Here is a 16,984-nt window from a genome sequence, read left to right as displayed (position 1 = left end):
CCATGACCATCGACGACCGCGTTCTCCTCTCGTGTATCATCCCGGCCAGGAACGAGGAGGGAAACATCGTCCGGGCGATCGAGAACCTCTCAAAAGTATTGCAGGCCTCCCCCTCCATCCCTTCATACGAGATTATCCCCGTGGATGACAACAGCACCGACTCCACAGGTGCCTTGATCGACAACCTCGCAGCAGGCGATTCCCACGTCCGCCCGGTCCACCGGACTTCATCTCCGGGTTTTGGCAATGCAGTCAAGGCTGGAATGAGGGAAGCAACGGGAGATATCATCGTCCCCTTCATGGGGGACCTTTCTGACGACCCGCATGACATCCCGCTCCTGGTGGAGGGGATCCGGAAGGGATATGATATTGCCTATGGCTCGCGTTTCATCGAAGGCGGGTCATTGAGAGGATACTCCCCGAAAAAGATGGTTGCCAACAGGGCATTCAACAACCTGGTAAGGTTCGCGTTCGGGATCCCCAACAGGGACATAACCAATGCGTTCAAGGCCTACAGGAAGGAGGTCCTCGATGCTATCGGAGTGGCAAACCTCGAGTCATCGGGTTTCGACCTTACGGTGGAGATCCCCGTCAGGGCACATATCCTTGGGTTCCGGAGTATCGAGGTCCCGGTCCACTGGACAGACCGCTCGGCAGGGGAGGCAAAATTAAAACTTTCGAGGAATGCCACGGTGTATGGAAAGAGGTTTCTCAGCCTCTTCTTCCATGGGAATTATATCGCCCTCAGAGATCTCTTCCATTTTTTTGTGAAAGGTTCATGGATTGGAATAGTCCTCGCACTCCTGTTCGGTCTCCTCATACTGGTCTTTCTATTTACCTTCACGGGATTTGCAGCCATTTTTGAGATCCTCGGGCACGTGTCGTGGCCCTGGATTTTTCTTGGATGCCTTGCCATACTGCTCTCGTTCCTGGTGAGGACCTGGAGGTGGAGTGTTCTCCTGAGGACCGCGGGATACGTGTACCCGCGGGATATCCTTTTCAAGTGCCTCATGTTCGGGTGGTTTTTTAATTATCTCGTCCCCATGCGCCTCGGCGATATTGCCAGGGGTGCCGCCCTGAAGACCACATCCGATGCGCCCCTTGGCATGACGCTGTCCACCATAGTCATTGAACGGATCATGGACATGGTCACCCTGGCCCTCCTCCTGGGTGTGGCATCGGTATTCTTTTACCAGGAGGCCTTCATGTTCATCGAGGCTGGAGCGTTTATTCTCATCGCTGCGATGTTCATCGCCCTTTTTCTTATCTATCGCTACGACGAAAAGATCATATGCATATTCGAGGGCCGGGTTCCGTCCATACGCCAGTCCATCGTCCTGCTCAATGAGGGACTGGTAAATACCTCGAGAAACACGGGGGCGGTTGCACTCAGCCTCGCACTCTCGTTTCCAGTGTGGCTCTTCGAGATCGGCAGCATCTTCTTTGCGGCCAGAAGTACCGGTCATGACCTGCCCTTCGCGTATGCCACGATCGCAGGAATCGTTGCTTTTATTGCACAGGCACTGCCCCTGACTCCCGCAGGCCTCGGGATCCACGAAGCCACCATCACGGGGATACTCCTGCTGTTCTCAGTGCAGAGCGTCGTGGGAATGTCGATCGCTCTCATCGACCATTTTGCCAGGGGGATAGTAATTTTTGGCTTTGGCAGCATTGCCACCATTCAGATCGCATTTGCATCGAGGTGGTATTTCAGGAGGATGAAAGAATAGGGAGAGCTGCGGTACCACAGGCCATGCCCAGGACCGTCCCCGCCATGCAGGGACCCAATTGAAGGAGTTGTATCCGCAGCAGCGAAGCCTGGAAGGACCGGCGGCTCCCGCTGGCACTCCTCGACCGGCATGAGGGAGCTGAAGAATCTTTTAACCTAACTTCGCCACTTTTCAGTACTTCCATCAAATTTAAACGACTTAACCCAATTCGCCAGAAGCAATTTACCAGTGATTTGGCGCCTCCAGGCTACCATATCTCTTGATAAAATCTCCAAGAATTGGGCGTATTTCTGGGGAGAAGTTGGAAATGATCTTGACAGGATACCCAAAAGAAGGGTATATGATCGTAAGTGTCAAATTCGTGAGATAATTTTTGAGGACTTTCAGATTTTTCACGACGGGATCTTTACAGAAAAGTTGTGTCAAACTCACCAGGACTTTGGTGAGGAAAACGATCAACACGCACCGATCACCGCGTGTTTGGACCAGTGCCGGATCGGCCGGAGCTCGGCTCCTTCTTTGAGGTCCCGGATGAACTTCTCTGCACGGTCACGATTCTTGTAGGCATTCAGGATGTTTTCGGGATCATCATCGATGGTTGATTCAAGCACGAAGAAACCTTCAAGACCGGTTACATAGGGGTTGGGGATATCGCCAATGATCTTCTGGAGATGACCACGGGCGATGATCCAACCCTCAGGAGCGATATACTGGCCGAGATCTTTTCCGCGTTCAACCTTCTTTGTGAGAACCTTCCCCTTCTCCAGGTCTTTCTCAAGTTTCCTTGCTTTCTTCGTCAACTGGTCACAGGCCAGGTCGTCACAGAAAAATATGTACCGGACTTCTTCGCCATCCCGATATTTGACACATGAATAGACCCGGTTGCCAGAAACGAATGAAACCTGGCTTTCTTTCCTGGCATGGTAGATCGTTATCTCGTTCCGGTATGGTCCTTTCTTCTTTGCTTTCAGGGTCAAATAATGGAACTTCAGATCGCGGATCCTTCGTTTGTTATCCTGGGTATTCCCTCCACAGTCAAACACCAGAAGACTGCCTTCAGGAAGAACGCTCGAGCATAACCGGATCAGCATCTGCATATGCTTTTTATCCTGAACATTTCCTTTCTGGATGGTCAGCATCGTCGGTATGTTATTGAGGCCGACACTGATCCCAAATGCGATCTGGAGTTTCCCTGGCTGATTGTCCCGGGAATACCCTAACTCCCCCAGCGGACATTTTGTCCCCTCAAAGTAACTCGAACTGAAGTCCACGAACTGGGTTGGATCCACGAGGCTCTGCTGGGAGATCCAGCGTTGAAACTGGTCAAGAACAATCGACTTTCTTTCTCCCAGTCGTTCCAGAGTCCGATACAAACTCCGGTCTGAAATTGTATCTTCAAACCCCAGTGTCTTGAGAAGTTCGTCGGGGGTAAAGTCCAGAATCTTATTGATCGATACCGATTGATTGAGTTTGTTGCTGATGAGAAGCTTTTACGGATGGTATGAATGACTTGCTTCGACCACCAACTCCGCCAAGAACTGATGCGAAAAAGTTGGTCTCCGAATCAATTTTATCGATTAATGCTATATTACCTAATGAGAAGGCTGTGTTTTTTTGCATGAAATTATATAAACACTACCTTCTCATCCTTCTTCTGGCGAAGTCAGGTTTTAACCCCCTTTTGAGATCCTGATGGATCCAGCGCTAAATTAGCATTAATATTCAGAATCAGAGGATAAATGCGCTCCCCGACAAAAAGTACAGTTAATAATCGACTAAAATACAGAAATGAGCAAGATTAAACCGTAAAATTGATCGTACTCAAGGGAGCATTCATATTTGAACACAAATGAACACTCCCATCATAGTAGATCCCGAAGACCCAAAATGGTTACTCCTCGAACAGATCATGAACATGACAAGGTCCCGTGTGGTCAAGCAGGCCATGGCACGGCATGGCGTTGTGCCAGTCGAGAAAGCAGGAACAATATTCCGTATCCTTTTCATTTCGATGTATTTCTCGGTAGATATCACCTATCTTCTGGAAGAACTCACAAAACGAAGCGCATTACGAAGTTTTGCGCATGTGGCACAGGTTCCCTCTGCCGCTGTCATCTATCAATTTATCAGCAAAATGAAGGACGATCAATTAGTCTTGCTGATCTCTGATATCCTGAATTCCATGTGCACACGCCCATCCAGGAGGAACCACAGGAAAATGATTGTTGATGGATCTGCTATCACTCTGGATCTCAATGTTTTCAGGAGAAAGTTCAGAAAAAAGGATCTGTTAAAGAAAGATTACCGGTGGGGCTTTTCCAATACGCGGGGATATTATCTCGGTTACAAATTGACCCTCGTGATCGAATACCCAACATTGTTACCGCTTTGTGTGCTCCTTCATCCAGGTTCACCACATGATTCTGCTCTCTTTGTAGAGATTATGAACGAATTGAGGAGAAGGAGAATCATTCGGAATGGTGACATGATTATTTTCGATAAAGGCTATTTTTCTTCAAAAAATTATCAACTTGGTGTGTTGAACTATAAGATCGTCCCGCTCATATTCCCACGAAGTAACTTCAAAATTGAGAAAGCGTTCAGTAAAATGTGTTATCCGCTTTCTGTGTATTCCCGACATGATGGGAAAAAGATCAAGCGAGAATATGAGACTCTTCTTGCCAGGCTAAAATGTGAACTGAATCAGTGGACTGACTATCTCGGTATTCGCTCTTTGATCGAAGATTTCTTTAAATTGGTCAAAGATGCGCTCTCTCTTCAGAGATTGCACAGATATTCACGGAGCTCTGTTGTCAAATTCGTTTGTATTGATGTACTTTTAGCCGGGATGATTATTTTAAGCGGATTTCGCTCAAAGAAGAAATTACAGGCCTTGGCTGAATGGTAATCCCGATAGGGGGCTAGAATCTTTTACTCTTTTATCCCAATTCCAGATACACTGGTACCGGCTGAGTTACACCTGCAGGTGACCATTTCGATGCCCTGGAACACGGGCAGAAAACACGTCACCATGCTCGGATAGAGACCCTGGCACTCTACGACTGCGTTCCCACAGCGGGGCTTCCGTGCCAGTGCGTGGATTGAAATGCGAGCTCTCTTCCCAGTCCGGTTTTCCTTTCTACGCGTGCTGGAGGAGTGTGTCATTTCTCTCGCCGCAGGGAGCGACTTTCCGGGTCATTCGCGATCGACCGGTGCCCCGCAGGACCGGCAGAATCCGTCAGCCGGTGATACCGGCGACCCGCACCTGGTGCAGAAACGTCCCTGCGATGGGGAGGCCCGGGCTTCGGTCTCGACCGTGGACAGGGTGTGCCCCTCCCCGCTTCCATCACCGGCAGGCCGGACGGCTTCCCCCATTCCCATCCGCATCCGCGCCGACGCCGGGTGATTATGGGCATGTCCGATGTTCCGGTGGGCAAGCCACCAGCCGGACGGGACCAGCAGCACCAGGATGACCACCAGGCCGAGCATCATCGAGTCAGATGCCAGGAGGTTGAAGAACCCGTGGAAGAGCATCGCCCCGGCAAGACCGGAGGCGACCAGGACCGTACGCTGGTTTGCCGGCCTGAACCGGGCAACCCCGAGGCTGTATCCCCAGATCGAGGAGAAGAGGGCATGGGCAGGGACAGAGGCCACGGCCCGGATGACGCCAACAGCCATTCCTCCTTCCAGGACATAGGCCACATTCTCGACCATTGCAAACCCGAGGGCAGCAGCCGAGGCATAGACGATCCCATCGACCGGTTCATCGAACTCTTCGTCCCGGTACACGGTGAAATATACCGCACAGAACTTCAGCAACTCCTCGATGATCGGGGCGGCAACTACCGTCGCCATTAAGCCTGGTGAAAAAGGCATCTCCAGGAGAACGGCCGGGATGGTCATGAAAGCCCCGATAAAAAAGACCTTTGCAACCCAGCCGAGAGGTTCGGGTTCGTACCGGTCCTTCAGGTAGAAGTAGCTGAGAATGAATACCGCCGGGGCGATGGCGAGGACGAACAGACCGAGCATGCTCTATACGGGTATTAGACGGCACGTTATAATCGCTGCGAAACAGGATGGCAAAGCCGCGGTCAGGAACACTGCGGGCGACAAAGACCGCCACCAGGGGGCGGGTCCGCCGTAAGACTGTGCAGGCCTGGCCGCGTTACGGCAGCACCCCGGGAGGGGAGGAGAATTGCGCGGGAGGTCTTCATTCAGGCATCAGAACAATTGGGACACCAGCTCCGGTCGGGGGGAGATAACGAAAAATGGAGAAGGGGGAATCCGTTCAGATATTCCCCACCGGGATGACGCAGTTCCTTGCCGGGAAGGGCACCATGCTCTCCTGGAGATCCAACCCAAGCGCCTCCTTGAGCACCTGGTCGATGGTATCCACGAAGACGAAGCGGATCCCGTCCCGGGCTTCCTCGGGGACATCCTCGAGGTCACGCCGGTTCTCCCCGGGGAGGATGATCGTCCTGATCCCGGCCCGGTGGGCGGCAAGTACCTTTTCGCGTATACCGCCGACCGGGAGGACGGCACCGGACAGCGTGATCTCCCCGGTCATGGCCGTCTTCGGGTCGACCGTGGTCCCGGTGATGAGGGAGGCAAGCGCGGCAAAGAGGGCTATTCCTGCCGACGGACCGTCCTTTGGTGTGGCCCCGGACGGCACATGGATGTGGACGTCACTGGCGATGAAATCAAACCCGGTCGCCTTGTACGCCAGCCGGGAGCGGGCCAGGCTCATCGAGATGGTTGCCGACTCCTTCATCACGTCACCAAGCTGCCCGGTCAGGGTAAGTCTCCCCTTTCCTGGCATGGCCGTCCCCTCGATGAACAGGATCTCTCCCCCAACCGGGGTCCAGGCAAGCCCGGTCACCACGCCGGGGACCGCGACCTTTCGTGCCGCTTCCTGGCGGACCACCTCCCTTCCCAGGATCGTATCAAGCATCTCCTCGCAAACGACGAAGGGCTTTTCGGCCCTCCCGGAGACGATCTTCTCCGAGGCATACCGGGCGACCCGTGCCAGCTGCTTCTTCAGCCACCGGACCCCGGCTTCGCGGGTATACCGCTCCACGATTCCCCGGAGAGCATCGTCCCTGATCTCGAGACTGCCTGCATCAAGACCATGTTCATCGAGGACTTCAGGGATGAGGTGGTTCCGGGCGATGGAGAACTTCTCGTTTTTCGTGTACCCGGGGATCTCGATCAGCTCCATCCGGTCAAGGAGCGGAGCCGGGATGGTGGCGGTGGTATTTGCCGTTGCAATGAACAGCACCTCGGAGAGGTCGTAGGGGACCTCCAGGTAGTGGTCTGAGAACGTATTGTTCTGTTCGGGATCAAGAACCTCGAGCAGGGCACTTGCCGGATCGCCCAGGTGGGAGAAGCCGAGCTTGTCAACCTCGTCCAGGATGAAGACCGGGTTCTTCACCCCGGCCCGCCGGATCCCCTGGATGATCCGTCCCGGGAGGGCCCCTACATAGGTCCTCCGGTGGCCCCGGATCTCGGCCTCGTCCCGGACCCCGCCAAGGCTGACCCGCACGTACTTCCGGCCCAGGGCATCGGCGATGCTCCTGCCAAGGCTCGTCTTTCCGGTCCCGGGCGGGCCGGTCAGGAGCAGGATCGATCCCTGCTTCTCGTGCTTCAGCTTCATCACCGCCAGGTGCTGGATGATCCGCTCCTTTACCTTCTCAAGCCCGGTGTGGTTGGCATCGAGAACCTTCCGGGCTTCCGCAATGTCAACGGTGTTCTTCTCCTCCGTCACCCAGGGTAGGTCGAGGAGCAGGTCCAGGTAATTCCTGATGATATGGCCCTCGTGGTTCTGCCCACCGGAACCCTCGAGTTTCCGTGCCTCGGAAAGGGCTTTTTTACGGACTTCTTCGGGCATCTTCGATTGCTCGATCCGCTCCCGGTACCCCGAGTCCCCGGGCACGCCCCCCTCGATCTCGTTCAACTCTTCCTGGATCAGCTTCAGCTGCTCACGGAGCATCGCCTCCCGGTTCGAGCTGTGAACCTTCTCGGAGACCTTCTGTGCCATCTCGACCCGGAAGTTGATATGCTCCCTGACCTTTCCAAGGAGGTCAAGGAACATCCGGGCCCGCTCACGAGCCGATTCGGTCTCAAGTATGGCCTGCTTCTCGCTGGTGGCAACCGGTGCAAACAGCAGGACGTACCCCATGACCTGGTCGACTGATTCCATCGCATTGACAGAGTGGGTGAATTGCGCGGCTCCCTTGAAATGGCTGCTGATATCGTGGATGATTGCCCGGATCTCGGCAAGCAGGGCTTTCTTCATCGGTTCATCGAGGTCATCCCGGTCCGGGAAGGGAGCCCAGGTGGCATAGAGCCGGCCATCCCGCTCATTCACCCCCACCACCCTGGCCTTCCGGCTGGCAAGGGCATCGATCACGTACCCTTCGTCGGAAGGCTCGGCAGCCATCACCTTAACGAGGCACCCGACCGGGAAGAGCGATGCCTTGGGCTCACCGGCATCACCGCTTTCGGCGATGGCGATTGCTTCTGCAGGACCGCCCCTGGAAAGTGCTTCGGCCAGCGCCTGACCGACAGGTTTTTCGACGTTCAGCCTGGTCCGGGTCAATGGAAAGACCACGATCCCGGAGAGGGGTATGACGAGGAGTTCAGGGTTCCTCGGAGTGTTGAATCCAAACATTGCTGTGATCCTTGTGTGCTGTGGGATCCTTTTCTCGGGTTACCAGACCTTCCTGATGATCTTTGCAAGGAGATCCAGGTCATCGTCATCGAGAGATTCTCTCATCCGCCCGATGAGCAGGGAGAGTGCATCCTCATCAGCCCGGGCGATCCTCCGGCCTTTCTCAGTGAGCCGGATAAAAATGACTCTCCTGTCGCTTGGGGACCGCTCCCGGTAGACACATTCCATGCTCTCGAACCGGTTGATCATCTCGGTAACCGTGGGCTTCGAGGTCCTCGTGATCTCGGCGAGGCGGGTGAAGGTCACATCGCCCTGTTCGTCGATGGTCTTCAGGTACCCGATCTGTTTAACCGTGATCTCGGGGACCCCGCATTCAGAGAGGATGAGGGAGGAGGTCTCGTTTCGTATCCTGATCAGATGTTCCACCGCGGCCAGCAACCGTTCCTCCGCCTTCATGACCTCTGCCTGTTATTAGTTAGGCTTTCCCTAATAATAAGCTTGAGATCGATCCTATCCTGGTACGCGGTCTCTCCCCCCCGCGTCCAGGCCAGGAGGGGATGAATTCGGAGGGGGAGAACAAATCCTCGCGGAAAAAGCAGGGACAGGGGCCCTGCTATCCGTTGAAAAGCCCGAAGAACTACTGATAGGGATCCTTTCAGGAAAAGACCCATCGAATTAAAAAAAAAAAACACCGTTGAAGAAGATTACAGGTCTGTTCACAGGACGGGATGGATCATGGGTTTTCCATGGAGCTATCTCCCACCCAGGGACACCCGGTTATGAGGGCCAGGTCCCTGTTGAACGAGACCAGGTCGCGGCACGAGAGATGATGAACGGAATCCTTGCCGGTAATCCTGGCCAGGTGGGCAATCTCCTCGGTCATCACCCTCACGAAGTTGCCCAGCCGGGAGACCCCTGTTGCAACATCACACCGGGCAACCAGATCAGGTCGCTGGGTGGTCACTCCTGTAGGGCAAAGACCTGTATGACAGAGCCGGTATTGTTCGCAGTTTATGGCAATCAGGGCAGCTGTGCCGATGTACACTGCATCTGCCCCCAGGGCAAGACATTTTGCGAAGTCCCCGGAGGTGCGAAGCGATCCTCCGCATATCAACGAGACCCTGTCCCTGACCCCGTGTTCCCTCAAGTACCGTGCGGCGCGGGGCAATGCCACGGCGAGCGGTATGCCGACGTTCTCCCGGACAAAGTCGTTGGTTGCTCCCGTCCCTCCCCCGAACCCGTCAATGGCAATGAAATCGACACCTGCAGAGACGAGGACCGCAATGTCCTGCTCAAGTGCACCACACCCGATCTTCGCCCCGATCGGTGCACCCCGGGTAATGGAACGGAGCCAGTCAACTTTTCCTGCAAGGTCCTCGGGAGTGAGGATATCCGGGTGGTGGGCCGGGGAATATGCATCCTCGCCCTCTTTTAACCCCCGTATACTCGCGATATCCTTCGTTATCTTGGCGGCAGGGAGGAAGCTCCCCTTTCCCGGGTAAGCCCCCTGCGAGAACCGTATCTCCACCCCTGCAGCCTGTGCAAGAAGTTCCCCGGTGATACCGAACCGCCCCGTCGAATACTGCACGATCAGGTGATCCCTGGCCAAAAGATCCTCGGGGAGGACCCCTCCTTCCCCGGAATTGAACACGATCTTCTCCTGTGCTGCCACCCGGGAGATGATCAGTTTCACATTCTTTGAGACTGCCCCGTAGCTCATACCCGATATGAGGATGGGGGAGGAGGAGAGGAGGGGCCTTGCAGAAGCCGGGCCGATCACGGTTGTGGTATCCACCGGGTCTTCCCGGTTCCTGGGGATTTTGTACACCTGTGCCGGGATGAAGTGGAGATCGTCAAGGGAGAAGGGGAGTTGTTTTTGCGATCCCATCGAGCGGACAACACTCTTTCCCGTCGAGGCGACAGCTTTGATGTCATGTATTGCCTGATATTGTGCAGTATCTTCATTGTGGCGCTTTTTCCGCATCACCACCCCTGATTCTTTATCGGATTCCTTGTCGCAGAAATAAATCCCTTTGAGAGAATACTGTTCATAGATCGCGCAATCAGGGCAGATGCACCCCCGGGCACTGATATCGCATGACGTGCTGCCGAGAGCACAGTACAATTTTTCGCCCCTGCACAGGTGAGGATAGGAGGGACACCTGGCGCAGAGACACAGTTTCCGGTTCTCCTCTGTTACCGGGATCTTCATCGTAACAACGTAGTCGTTCATGGGGACCATAAAACTTGCCACAACGCGGATTATCGACGATTCTTGGGTATTATATCCGGATCTGGTATCCAGGATAGCCTTTAATGGTGCTGGGTCATCATACACCGCCGGGGTGTTCCCATGGATACGTTTGAAGACCTGAAAGAGAAACTGAAGGCCATGACGGAGGAACAGCAGGCCCAAGTGGCCGATTGCGGATAACAGGAAGATCTGCACCTGTCTGACCTGCAGACTCCTAAATATGATGCAGTTTTCCCGTCCTTTCCTCTTAAATGATGATTCCCAAAACCTAATATACGGGTAATTGAAGGATATTCACTAATGGCCGGTGTATTGATATGACAACGCTGAAAAAATCCCTTGGCCTGTGGACTGCAGCAGGTATTGGGATTGGAGCGATCATAGGCACCGGTATCTTTGTGCTGATCGGGGTCGCTGCAGGGTTAGCCGGGCCCTCGGTCATTCTTTCGTTCCTGATCGCCGGTTTTGTGGCACTCCTCACCGGTCTCTCCGCGTCAGAACTCTCCTCGTTCATCACCGAGACAGGGGCTTCCTACATCTACACGGCCAAAGCCTTCGGTGCCTTTCCGGGTTTTGTGGTGGGATGGATGAAATCGTTTGATTATATCATCGGGGCAAGTGCTGTCAGCCTCGGGTTTGCTGCCTATCTGGCGTACTTTGTCGGCATCCCTCCCTCGACCGCCACCCTTGTCGCGGTGGGGACCGTCTGGCCGCTCTTTCTCATGCTCCTGAACCTGAGAGGGATGCAGGAGGCATCATGGACAAACAATGCCCTTGTCGTCCTTAAAGTAACAGCGCTCGTCCTGTTTATCGTCGTAGGAGGGGCATTACTATCTCGTCCACAGCGGTGACTTTTCCAATTATAAGCCGTTCTTCCCGGAAGGGATCAAGGGTATGCTGTCGGGAGCCTCTATCATCTTCTTTGCCTTCATCGGCTTCAATACCATCGCGATGGTGGCCGAGGAGGTGAAGGACCCGGAAAAGAACGTGCACCGTGCGATCCTCATCTCCTTCGGTATATGTACTCTCCTCTACATCGGTGTTGCGATGGTTGCTGTGGGGCTCATCGACTGGCAGACCCTCGGGCAGTCGAAGGCACCACTCGAACTGGCCCTCAGGGTGGCGACGAGCAACCCGCTCTTCCTCAAGTTTGTTGCGGTATCGGCCCTCTTTGCCACGACCTCGGTCATCATCTCCTCGATCATCGGTGCATCGAGGGCCCTTTTTGCCATGGCACGCCAGGGGGTAATCCCCGGGACGCTCGCAAAAGTCTCGGGACAGGGAATCCCCGCGACAGGTGTGGTCGTCTCCGGGGTCGTGATCAGCCTGATCGTCCTGCTCACCAGGGCCAATCTCGCAGGGCTGGCCTCGATCTTCAACTTTGGCACCCTCCTGACCTTCTTCTTCATCAATGCAAGCCTGCTCCAGCTCCGCCGGACGATGCCTGACGCCGATCGCAGGTTCACCGTTCCCATTTATCCTGTCACCCCGTTACTCGGCCTGGTGAGTTGTGTGGCTCTCGCCTTCTTCCTGGATATCAATGCCATCATTGCCGGCATAGGCTGGATAAGCGTCGGAGTCCTTGCTTATATCCTCAACAAGAAGCGTATGCACAAGTGATCTTCCAAAGCACAGTCCCCCTGGAATATGGTGATGGGCAGCCCATGTAAAGGACACACCCCACCCCGATGATAAAAGCCGTTCCCGGCACAGAACCGGAGATTTCCCGACATCCCGGTCATGGGGGGGAGAGAGTGGCAGAGGTTCATCGGAGGGATTTGCGGCCTGCCTCCATATAACCGGTAAAAGCAGGTAGTATTGGGGTCTTTGTTCAAGTACCAGGGGATCTCTTTTGCCACCGCGTTTGCAAACGCCCTGCTCCCCTGGTCCCGGAAGACCTCGGGTGCCGCCGACCGGGGCGTATACCCTGCATGTCTTCCCCTGGCATGGATACAACCAGGACAGGAAAACCCCGGGGTTTGACCGGGAACACATCCTTTTTCTCCGGGGACGTACACCTCCATGCATGGCATGCTGGATGGCCTGCGGCCCGGGGCCCTGGAAACCGCTGCTTGTGGCAGGGATAATCTTTCTTTTCCTGGGAGGGATCCTCTTCGTGTTCCCCGGGGAGTCGTTACGGATAGCTATCTTCCTGGCCGGGGTGCTGGCCTTCATGGCCGGTATCGGTCTATTTATCGGTGCCTGGATACTCTCCCGTTCGGGCGGGATGCTCTTTGTCGTCCCGCTGATCCTCGGGATCTGCGCCGTCCTGCTCGGTGCCGTCTCGTTCACCGATCCCGGGACGATTGGGGCATTTGCTGCAGTCCTCCTCGGGATCCTCATGGTTGTCGCCGGGCTTTCCGGGACGATATCCGCAGTATTCCACCCCGGTTCCGGCATCCGGCGGCTGGTATCAGCAGCTGGCGGGGTCGTCCTTGCCGCTCTCGGCGTCCTGATCCTCCTCTCGCCCCGCCTCTCTGGCCTGGTCATCGTCAGGATCATCGGCGGGGTGATGATAGCAGTAGGGGTCATCGCCCTGGCAGGCTCGGTGATGCTCGCCATCCGGGAACGTTCGTGTGCACCCCTGCCCGGGTTCGAGCGGCTGGAGCGGTTCTGACGCCCTGTCCCGGGAGCCATTTATGAGGTTTGAAGAGATAGTCTCCCTTACCGGATGAACCTGCGTACACTCCTTGCCGGCACCATCCCCGCTGAGAAGCAGCGCTACCTGCGGGACAGCTTCGATGTCATCGGGGACATCGCGGTGGTGGTCGTCCCTCCGGAACTTGCGGAATTCCGGCAGGACATAGCCCTGGCAGTCATGTCGATTCGCCGGAACATCCATACCGTGGTTGCCAAGGCAGCGCCGGTCGGTCATGCTGATCGGGTCCCCCGCTACGAGTTCCTGGTGGGGAACTCAACGGTCACCGAGCACCGGGAGGCAGGGTACCGGTACCGGATGGACCTCTCCGAGGTATTCTTTACCGGGCGGCTCTCTACCGAACACCAGCGGGTCGCCCGGCTGGTCGGGGCAGGAGAGCGGGTGCTGGTGCCCTTCTGCGGGGTTGGCCCGTTCGTAATACCGGCAGCAGACCGAGGGGCGCTGGTGACCGCGGTTGAGAACAACCCTGCAGCGGTGCGATGGCTCCTGGAGAACCTGGCCCTGAACCAGGTGGAGGACCGGGTCAGTGTTCTTGCCTCGGATGCCTTCGGGCTGACGCAGGCGGACGGAGCCCCGTTCGACCGCTTGATCTGCCCCACCCCCTACGGGAAGGACGAAATCCTTGGTACCCTTGCCCCGCTGGTCCGGGGCGGGGGGGTGTTGCATTTCTATACCTTCAAGGGAGATCGCCAGGTTGAAGGACTGGTCCGCGGCTTCGAGGAAAAGGGCTACACGGTCCTCTTCCACCACCGGTGCGGGTGGGTCGCCCGGGGCATCGGCCGCTACGTATTTGACCTGGAAAAAGGAGCGTGAGCGGTCAGGTAAGGGGCCGGACGCTCCCGGCCCCGGTGATGGTCTGGCTGACCTCCGGGTTCCCGGTGTAGAGGACCGTGCCTGCGCCGGTTATCTTCACCGTGAGCGATTCGACCGCATTCACCTTCGCATTCCCGGAACCAAGGATCTCCACGGAGGTGCGACTTGTCCTGAGCCCTGCGGCATCGACCGATCCTGCACCGGGCAGGGAGATGGTGTGGTCTGCGACATTACCGGTAAGGCGGATATTCCCTGTCCCGGTAACCGTGGTCGCCAGGGAAACGGCCTCGACCGCGAGGTCCAAGCTGCCGGCCCCGGTAATCTTTGCGGCGAGAGTGCCGGTACGCAGGATACCATCGCTCCGGATCTCACCGGTCCCGAGGATGGCGAGCTCCCGGAACGCGGTGGGGGCATTTGCCGTAATATGGATGGGAATGGAGGGGCGCACGCAGGGACGGGTCTGGCTGATGACCAGGGTCCCGTCTTTCACCGTGGTGACGATTAAGGGGAGGATGTTGTCATCGGCTTGTATCAGCACTTCGGCCCGGTCCCCTTCACGGACGGTGAGGGTTACCGGCATGGACAGGCTCACGGAATGGAAGAAGCCGACATCGCGGGACTGGGTGGTGATATTTCCCGATCCTGTGGTACATGCATCCGGGAGGGTGGTACACCCGGCGGCAAGCAGTGCCCCGGCCGCAAGAAGGGCGAGGAGCATCATCACGCGGGGAATCATTGTGAAAAGAGATCGCTGTGCGAGTATTTCAATCCAGGTGATGCTCACGGGCCTGAGCAGGGGCAATAGTCCCCCGGAGAATACCTGGAATTTTTACCCTCCACTCCCATCTACCCCCTCCCCGTCCCGGAGCCTGATGATCCGCTCGACATGCACGGCGGGTCACCCGGGGGATACTCCCACCAGGGCGTGGCCTTTCTCCTGGGTTGATCTCCTGGAAAGGATCGAACACAGCCTGTGAGATCTCTGAGTCACGGTTCGGCAGGACCCGTTGCCGGTGAAGACCGAGGGTCTGACGGCAATAGCCCGGGCAAAGGCCGCCCTGCCACCGGAAAATCGCCCATACGAAGCCCGGGGCTGCTGACCAGGGCCCGGGCGATATCCAGGATCTCCAAGGCCCGGTCATGGGAGGAGACCGGCGGGTTATCCCCGGGCCAATGAGGCAAGAGACCAGGGTCTTTGAGGACCACAAAGCCAGACCGACACCTTTATTCCGGCTCGCTCCTGATTCCACGGTATCGCGGAGGCTACCATGAAGGTCATCGGACTCAACGCCAGCCCGCGGGGCAAGGAGAGCAGGACGCTCCGGCTGGTGAATGCCGTGCTGCAGGGAGCGCGGGAGGAGGGAGCAAAGACAGAACTGGTCGATGTCTACTCGCTCCGGATCGAATACTGCATCGCCTGCGGTACATGTTACGAGACCGGGGACTGCGTTCTCCTGGACGATTTCCCCGATCTCCTGGAACGGATGATGGATGCCGACGGGATAGTCCTTGGTGCGCCAAACTACATCGACTCGGTCCCGGCCCCCCTGAAGGCGGTCTTTGACCGGATGGCCGATGCCATCCACTGCCGGATGTTTACCGGCAAGTTCGGCTGCTCGGTCTGCACTGCGGGAGGGAGCAACCACGACCAGGTGGTTGAATACATGAACCACGCCCTCTCGTCCTTTGGTGCCATAACTGTCGGGGGGGTTGGAGCAGCGGTGGGACGAAACCCCGGAGCCCTCCCCCCTGCAGAGAAGGAGGCGGTTACCCTGGGGCGGAGGCTGGTCCAGTCCATCCGTGGAGAGCACCGGTATCCCGACCAGGAGGAAGCGCTCCGGGAGCGACGTGAGTATTTCCGGGAGATGATCCTCGAAAACAGGGAGAAATGGACACACGAGTACGAGTGGTTTGTCAGGATGGGCTGGATCACGGAATAGGCGGGAAAGGGAGGAGTCCGGAGGACCGGGGGTTAATCGACCCTTCCCGGCAGGGTGGCAATACCAGGACTTACCGGGAGACCCGCACCCGGTGCGGTGAAAACGGCCCCCTGTACAAAGGCTGGGATTGGGGCCATTCCCTGGTGGCAGTCCATCGGCCGGGTCCGGACCGGTCCCGCGTATACAGATATAACCCCATCCTGCCATAGCTTTTTTGTTGATCGGTATGGGGCTTCCGAATCTTGACCGTCTCCGGCTCAGGAAGTATCCCGTCCCACCGATTTCACCGCGAATCCGCTTCATCCTGCCCATTCTCCTGGGGTTCGCGTTGTTCTTCTGTTCGCTCCCGCTCCTCCCAGTCAACCGCGCCATGATCCTCGGCGGACTGATGATCGCCTACTACATTCCTCCTTCCGGGAAGGAATCGCTCATCCCCCTGGGAATCGCGGCCGGGATACCGTGGTGGCTGATGGCCTTTACCCTGGCATACCTCGATGTCATCACCAGCCTCTTCATGATCTGGAACCTCGACCGGGCAGAACGGTTTCCCTACCTGGGACCCTGGATCACCCGCTCGCTTGTGTCGGGCCGGGAGTTCATGGAGCAGCGCCCCTGGCTTGCCCGGTGGAGGATCCCCGGAGTGTCAGTTTTTGTCATGCTCCCCCTGCAGGGAACAGGAGGGGTAGGGGCCACGATCGTGGGGATCATGGCCGGGCTCTGCCCGGCACAGATACTGCTTGCCGTCGGTATAGGCGCAACTGTTGAATCCCTGGCATTTGCGCTGGGGTCCGTGCTGGTGCTGCGCCTGCTGGTGACGAACATGGTGCTGGGAATTGCCGTCGCCGCAGGAATCGCCCTTGTGGTCATCCTGTACTTCCTGGTATCGGGGTACCGGAAGCGGCACGAAGCGACCTGAAC

At 56.7% G+C, this 16,984-nt stretch carries 15 protein-coding genes; 9 read left to right on the top strand and 6 right to left on the bottom strand.

Annotation, left to right across the window (positions count from 1 at the left end; translation table 11 throughout):
• Positions 1 to 2 precede the first annotated feature (2 nt).
• Positions 3 to 1,730 (top strand): flippase-like domain-containing protein, encoded by a 1,728-nt coding sequence (locus IPI71_09245; GenBank protein QQR70812.1) that lies wholly within the window; start codon positions 3 to 5, stop codon positions 1,728 to 1,730.
• A gap of 455 nt (positions 1,731 to 2,185) precedes the next feature.
• Here the strand turns inward: IPI71_09245 and IPI71_09240 are convergent, their stop codons facing one another.
• Entirely contained in the window at positions 2,186 to 3,103 is a 918-nt protein-coding gene (locus IPI71_09240) for a hypothetical protein (GenBank protein ID QQR70811.1), read from the bottom strand.
• 476 nt (positions 3,104 to 3,579) lie between these two features.
• On the opposite strand from IPI71_09240, the gene IPI71_09235 reads away from it, so the two are divergent.
• Complete coding sequence (locus IPI71_09235) at positions 3,580 to 4,638, top strand: transposase (protein QQR70810.1); 1,059 nt, start codon at positions 3,580 to 3,582, stop codon at positions 4,636 to 4,638.
• A gap of 287 nt (positions 4,639 to 4,925) precedes the next feature.
• Here IPI71_09235 and IPI71_09230 read toward each other — a convergent pair whose 3' ends face one another.
• From IPI71_09230 to IPI71_09215, 4 genes are all read right to left on the bottom strand, one after another.
• Complete coding sequence (locus tag IPI71_09230; GenBank protein QQR70809.1) at positions 4,926 to 5,759, bottom strand: PrsW family intramembrane metalloprotease; 834 nt, start codon at positions 5,757 to 5,759, stop codon at positions 4,926 to 4,928.
• A 259-nt stretch (positions 5,760 to 6,018) separates the two neighbouring features.
• Positions 6,019 to 8,400 (bottom strand): endopeptidase La, encoded by a 2,382-nt coding sequence (lon, locus tag IPI71_09225; protein QQR70808.1) that lies wholly within the window; start codon positions 8,398 to 8,400, stop codon positions 6,019 to 6,021.
• A gap of 39 nt (positions 8,401 to 8,439) precedes the next feature.
• Positions 8,440 to 8,856, bottom strand: coding sequence for a MarR family transcriptional regulator (locus IPI71_09220; GenBank protein ID QQR70807.1), 417 nt, complete (start codon positions 8,854 to 8,856; stop codon positions 8,440 to 8,442).
• Positions 8,857 to 9,133: 277 nt separating this feature from the next.
• Entirely contained in the window at positions 9,134 to 10,642 is a 1,509-nt protein-coding gene (locus IPI71_09215; GenBank protein ID QQR72016.1) for a DUF2769 domain-containing protein, read from the bottom strand.
• Positions 10,643 to 10,971: 329 nt separating this feature from the next.
• Between IPI71_09215 and IPI71_09210 the strand changes: the two genes are divergently transcribed.
• From IPI71_09210 to IPI71_09190, 5 genes are all read left to right on the top strand, one after another.
• Positions 10,972 to 11,505 carry an amino acid permease gene (locus IPI71_09210; GenBank protein ID QQR70806.1) on the top strand — a complete coding sequence of 178 codons (534 nt, stop codon included), beginning with the start codon at positions 10,972 to 10,974 and terminating at the stop codon, positions 11,503 to 11,505.
• A gap of 43 nt (positions 11,506 to 11,548) precedes the next feature.
• A complete protein-coding gene (locus IPI71_09205) occupies positions 11,549 to 12,274 on the top strand; it encodes an amino acid permease (protein QQR70805.1) in 726 nt (241 codons plus the stop codon).
• Between the two features lie 207 nt (positions 12,275 to 12,481).
• Positions 12,482 to 12,637, top strand: coding sequence for a hypothetical protein (locus IPI71_09200; GenBank protein QQR70804.1), 156 nt, complete (start codon positions 12,482 to 12,484; stop codon positions 12,635 to 12,637).
• 43 nt (positions 12,638 to 12,680) lie between these two features.
• Positions 12,681 to 13,271 (top strand): DUF308 domain-containing protein, encoded by a 591-nt coding sequence (locus IPI71_09195; protein ID QQR70803.1) that lies wholly within the window; start codon positions 12,681 to 12,683, stop codon positions 13,269 to 13,271.
• A 54-nt stretch (positions 13,272 to 13,325) separates the two neighbouring features.
• Positions 13,326 to 14,126 carry an RsmD family RNA methyltransferase gene (locus tag IPI71_09190; protein ID QQR70802.1) on the top strand — a complete coding sequence of 267 codons (801 nt, stop codon included), beginning with the start codon at positions 13,326 to 13,328 and terminating at the stop codon, positions 14,124 to 14,126.
• Positions 14,127 to 14,130: 4 nt separating this feature from the next.
• Here the strand turns inward: IPI71_09190 and IPI71_09185 are convergent, their stop codons facing one another.
• Positions 14,131 to 14,862 carry a DUF2807 domain-containing protein gene (locus IPI71_09185; protein ID QQR70801.1) on the bottom strand — a complete coding sequence of 244 codons (732 nt, stop codon included), beginning with the start codon at positions 14,860 to 14,862 and terminating at the stop codon, positions 14,131 to 14,133.
• 532 nt (positions 14,863 to 15,394) lie between these two features.
• Here IPI71_09185 and IPI71_09180 point away from each other — a divergent pair.
• Both IPI71_09180 and IPI71_09175 read left to right on the top strand, forming a co-directional pair.
• On the top strand, positions 15,395 to 16,066 hold the full coding sequence (locus tag IPI71_09180) for a flavodoxin family protein (protein QQR70800.1): 672 nt from the start codon (positions 15,395 to 15,397) through the stop codon (positions 16,064 to 16,066).
• Between the two features lie 226 nt (positions 16,067 to 16,292).
• Positions 16,293 to 16,982: a small multi-drug export protein gene (locus IPI71_09175; protein ID QQR72015.1), complete on the top strand. Its 690-nt coding sequence runs from the start codon at positions 16,293 to 16,295 to the stop codon at positions 16,980 to 16,982.
• The last annotated feature ends 2 nt before the right edge of the window (positions 16,983 to 16,984 follow it).

This window comes from Methanolinea sp., assembly GCA_016699325.1.
Taxonomy (GTDB): domain Archaea; phylum Halobacteriota; class Methanomicrobia; order Methanomicrobiales; family Methanospirillaceae; genus UBA9949.
Note: the sequence above shows the minus strand (reverse complement) of the source record. Positions and strands in the feature narration are given on the sequence as shown.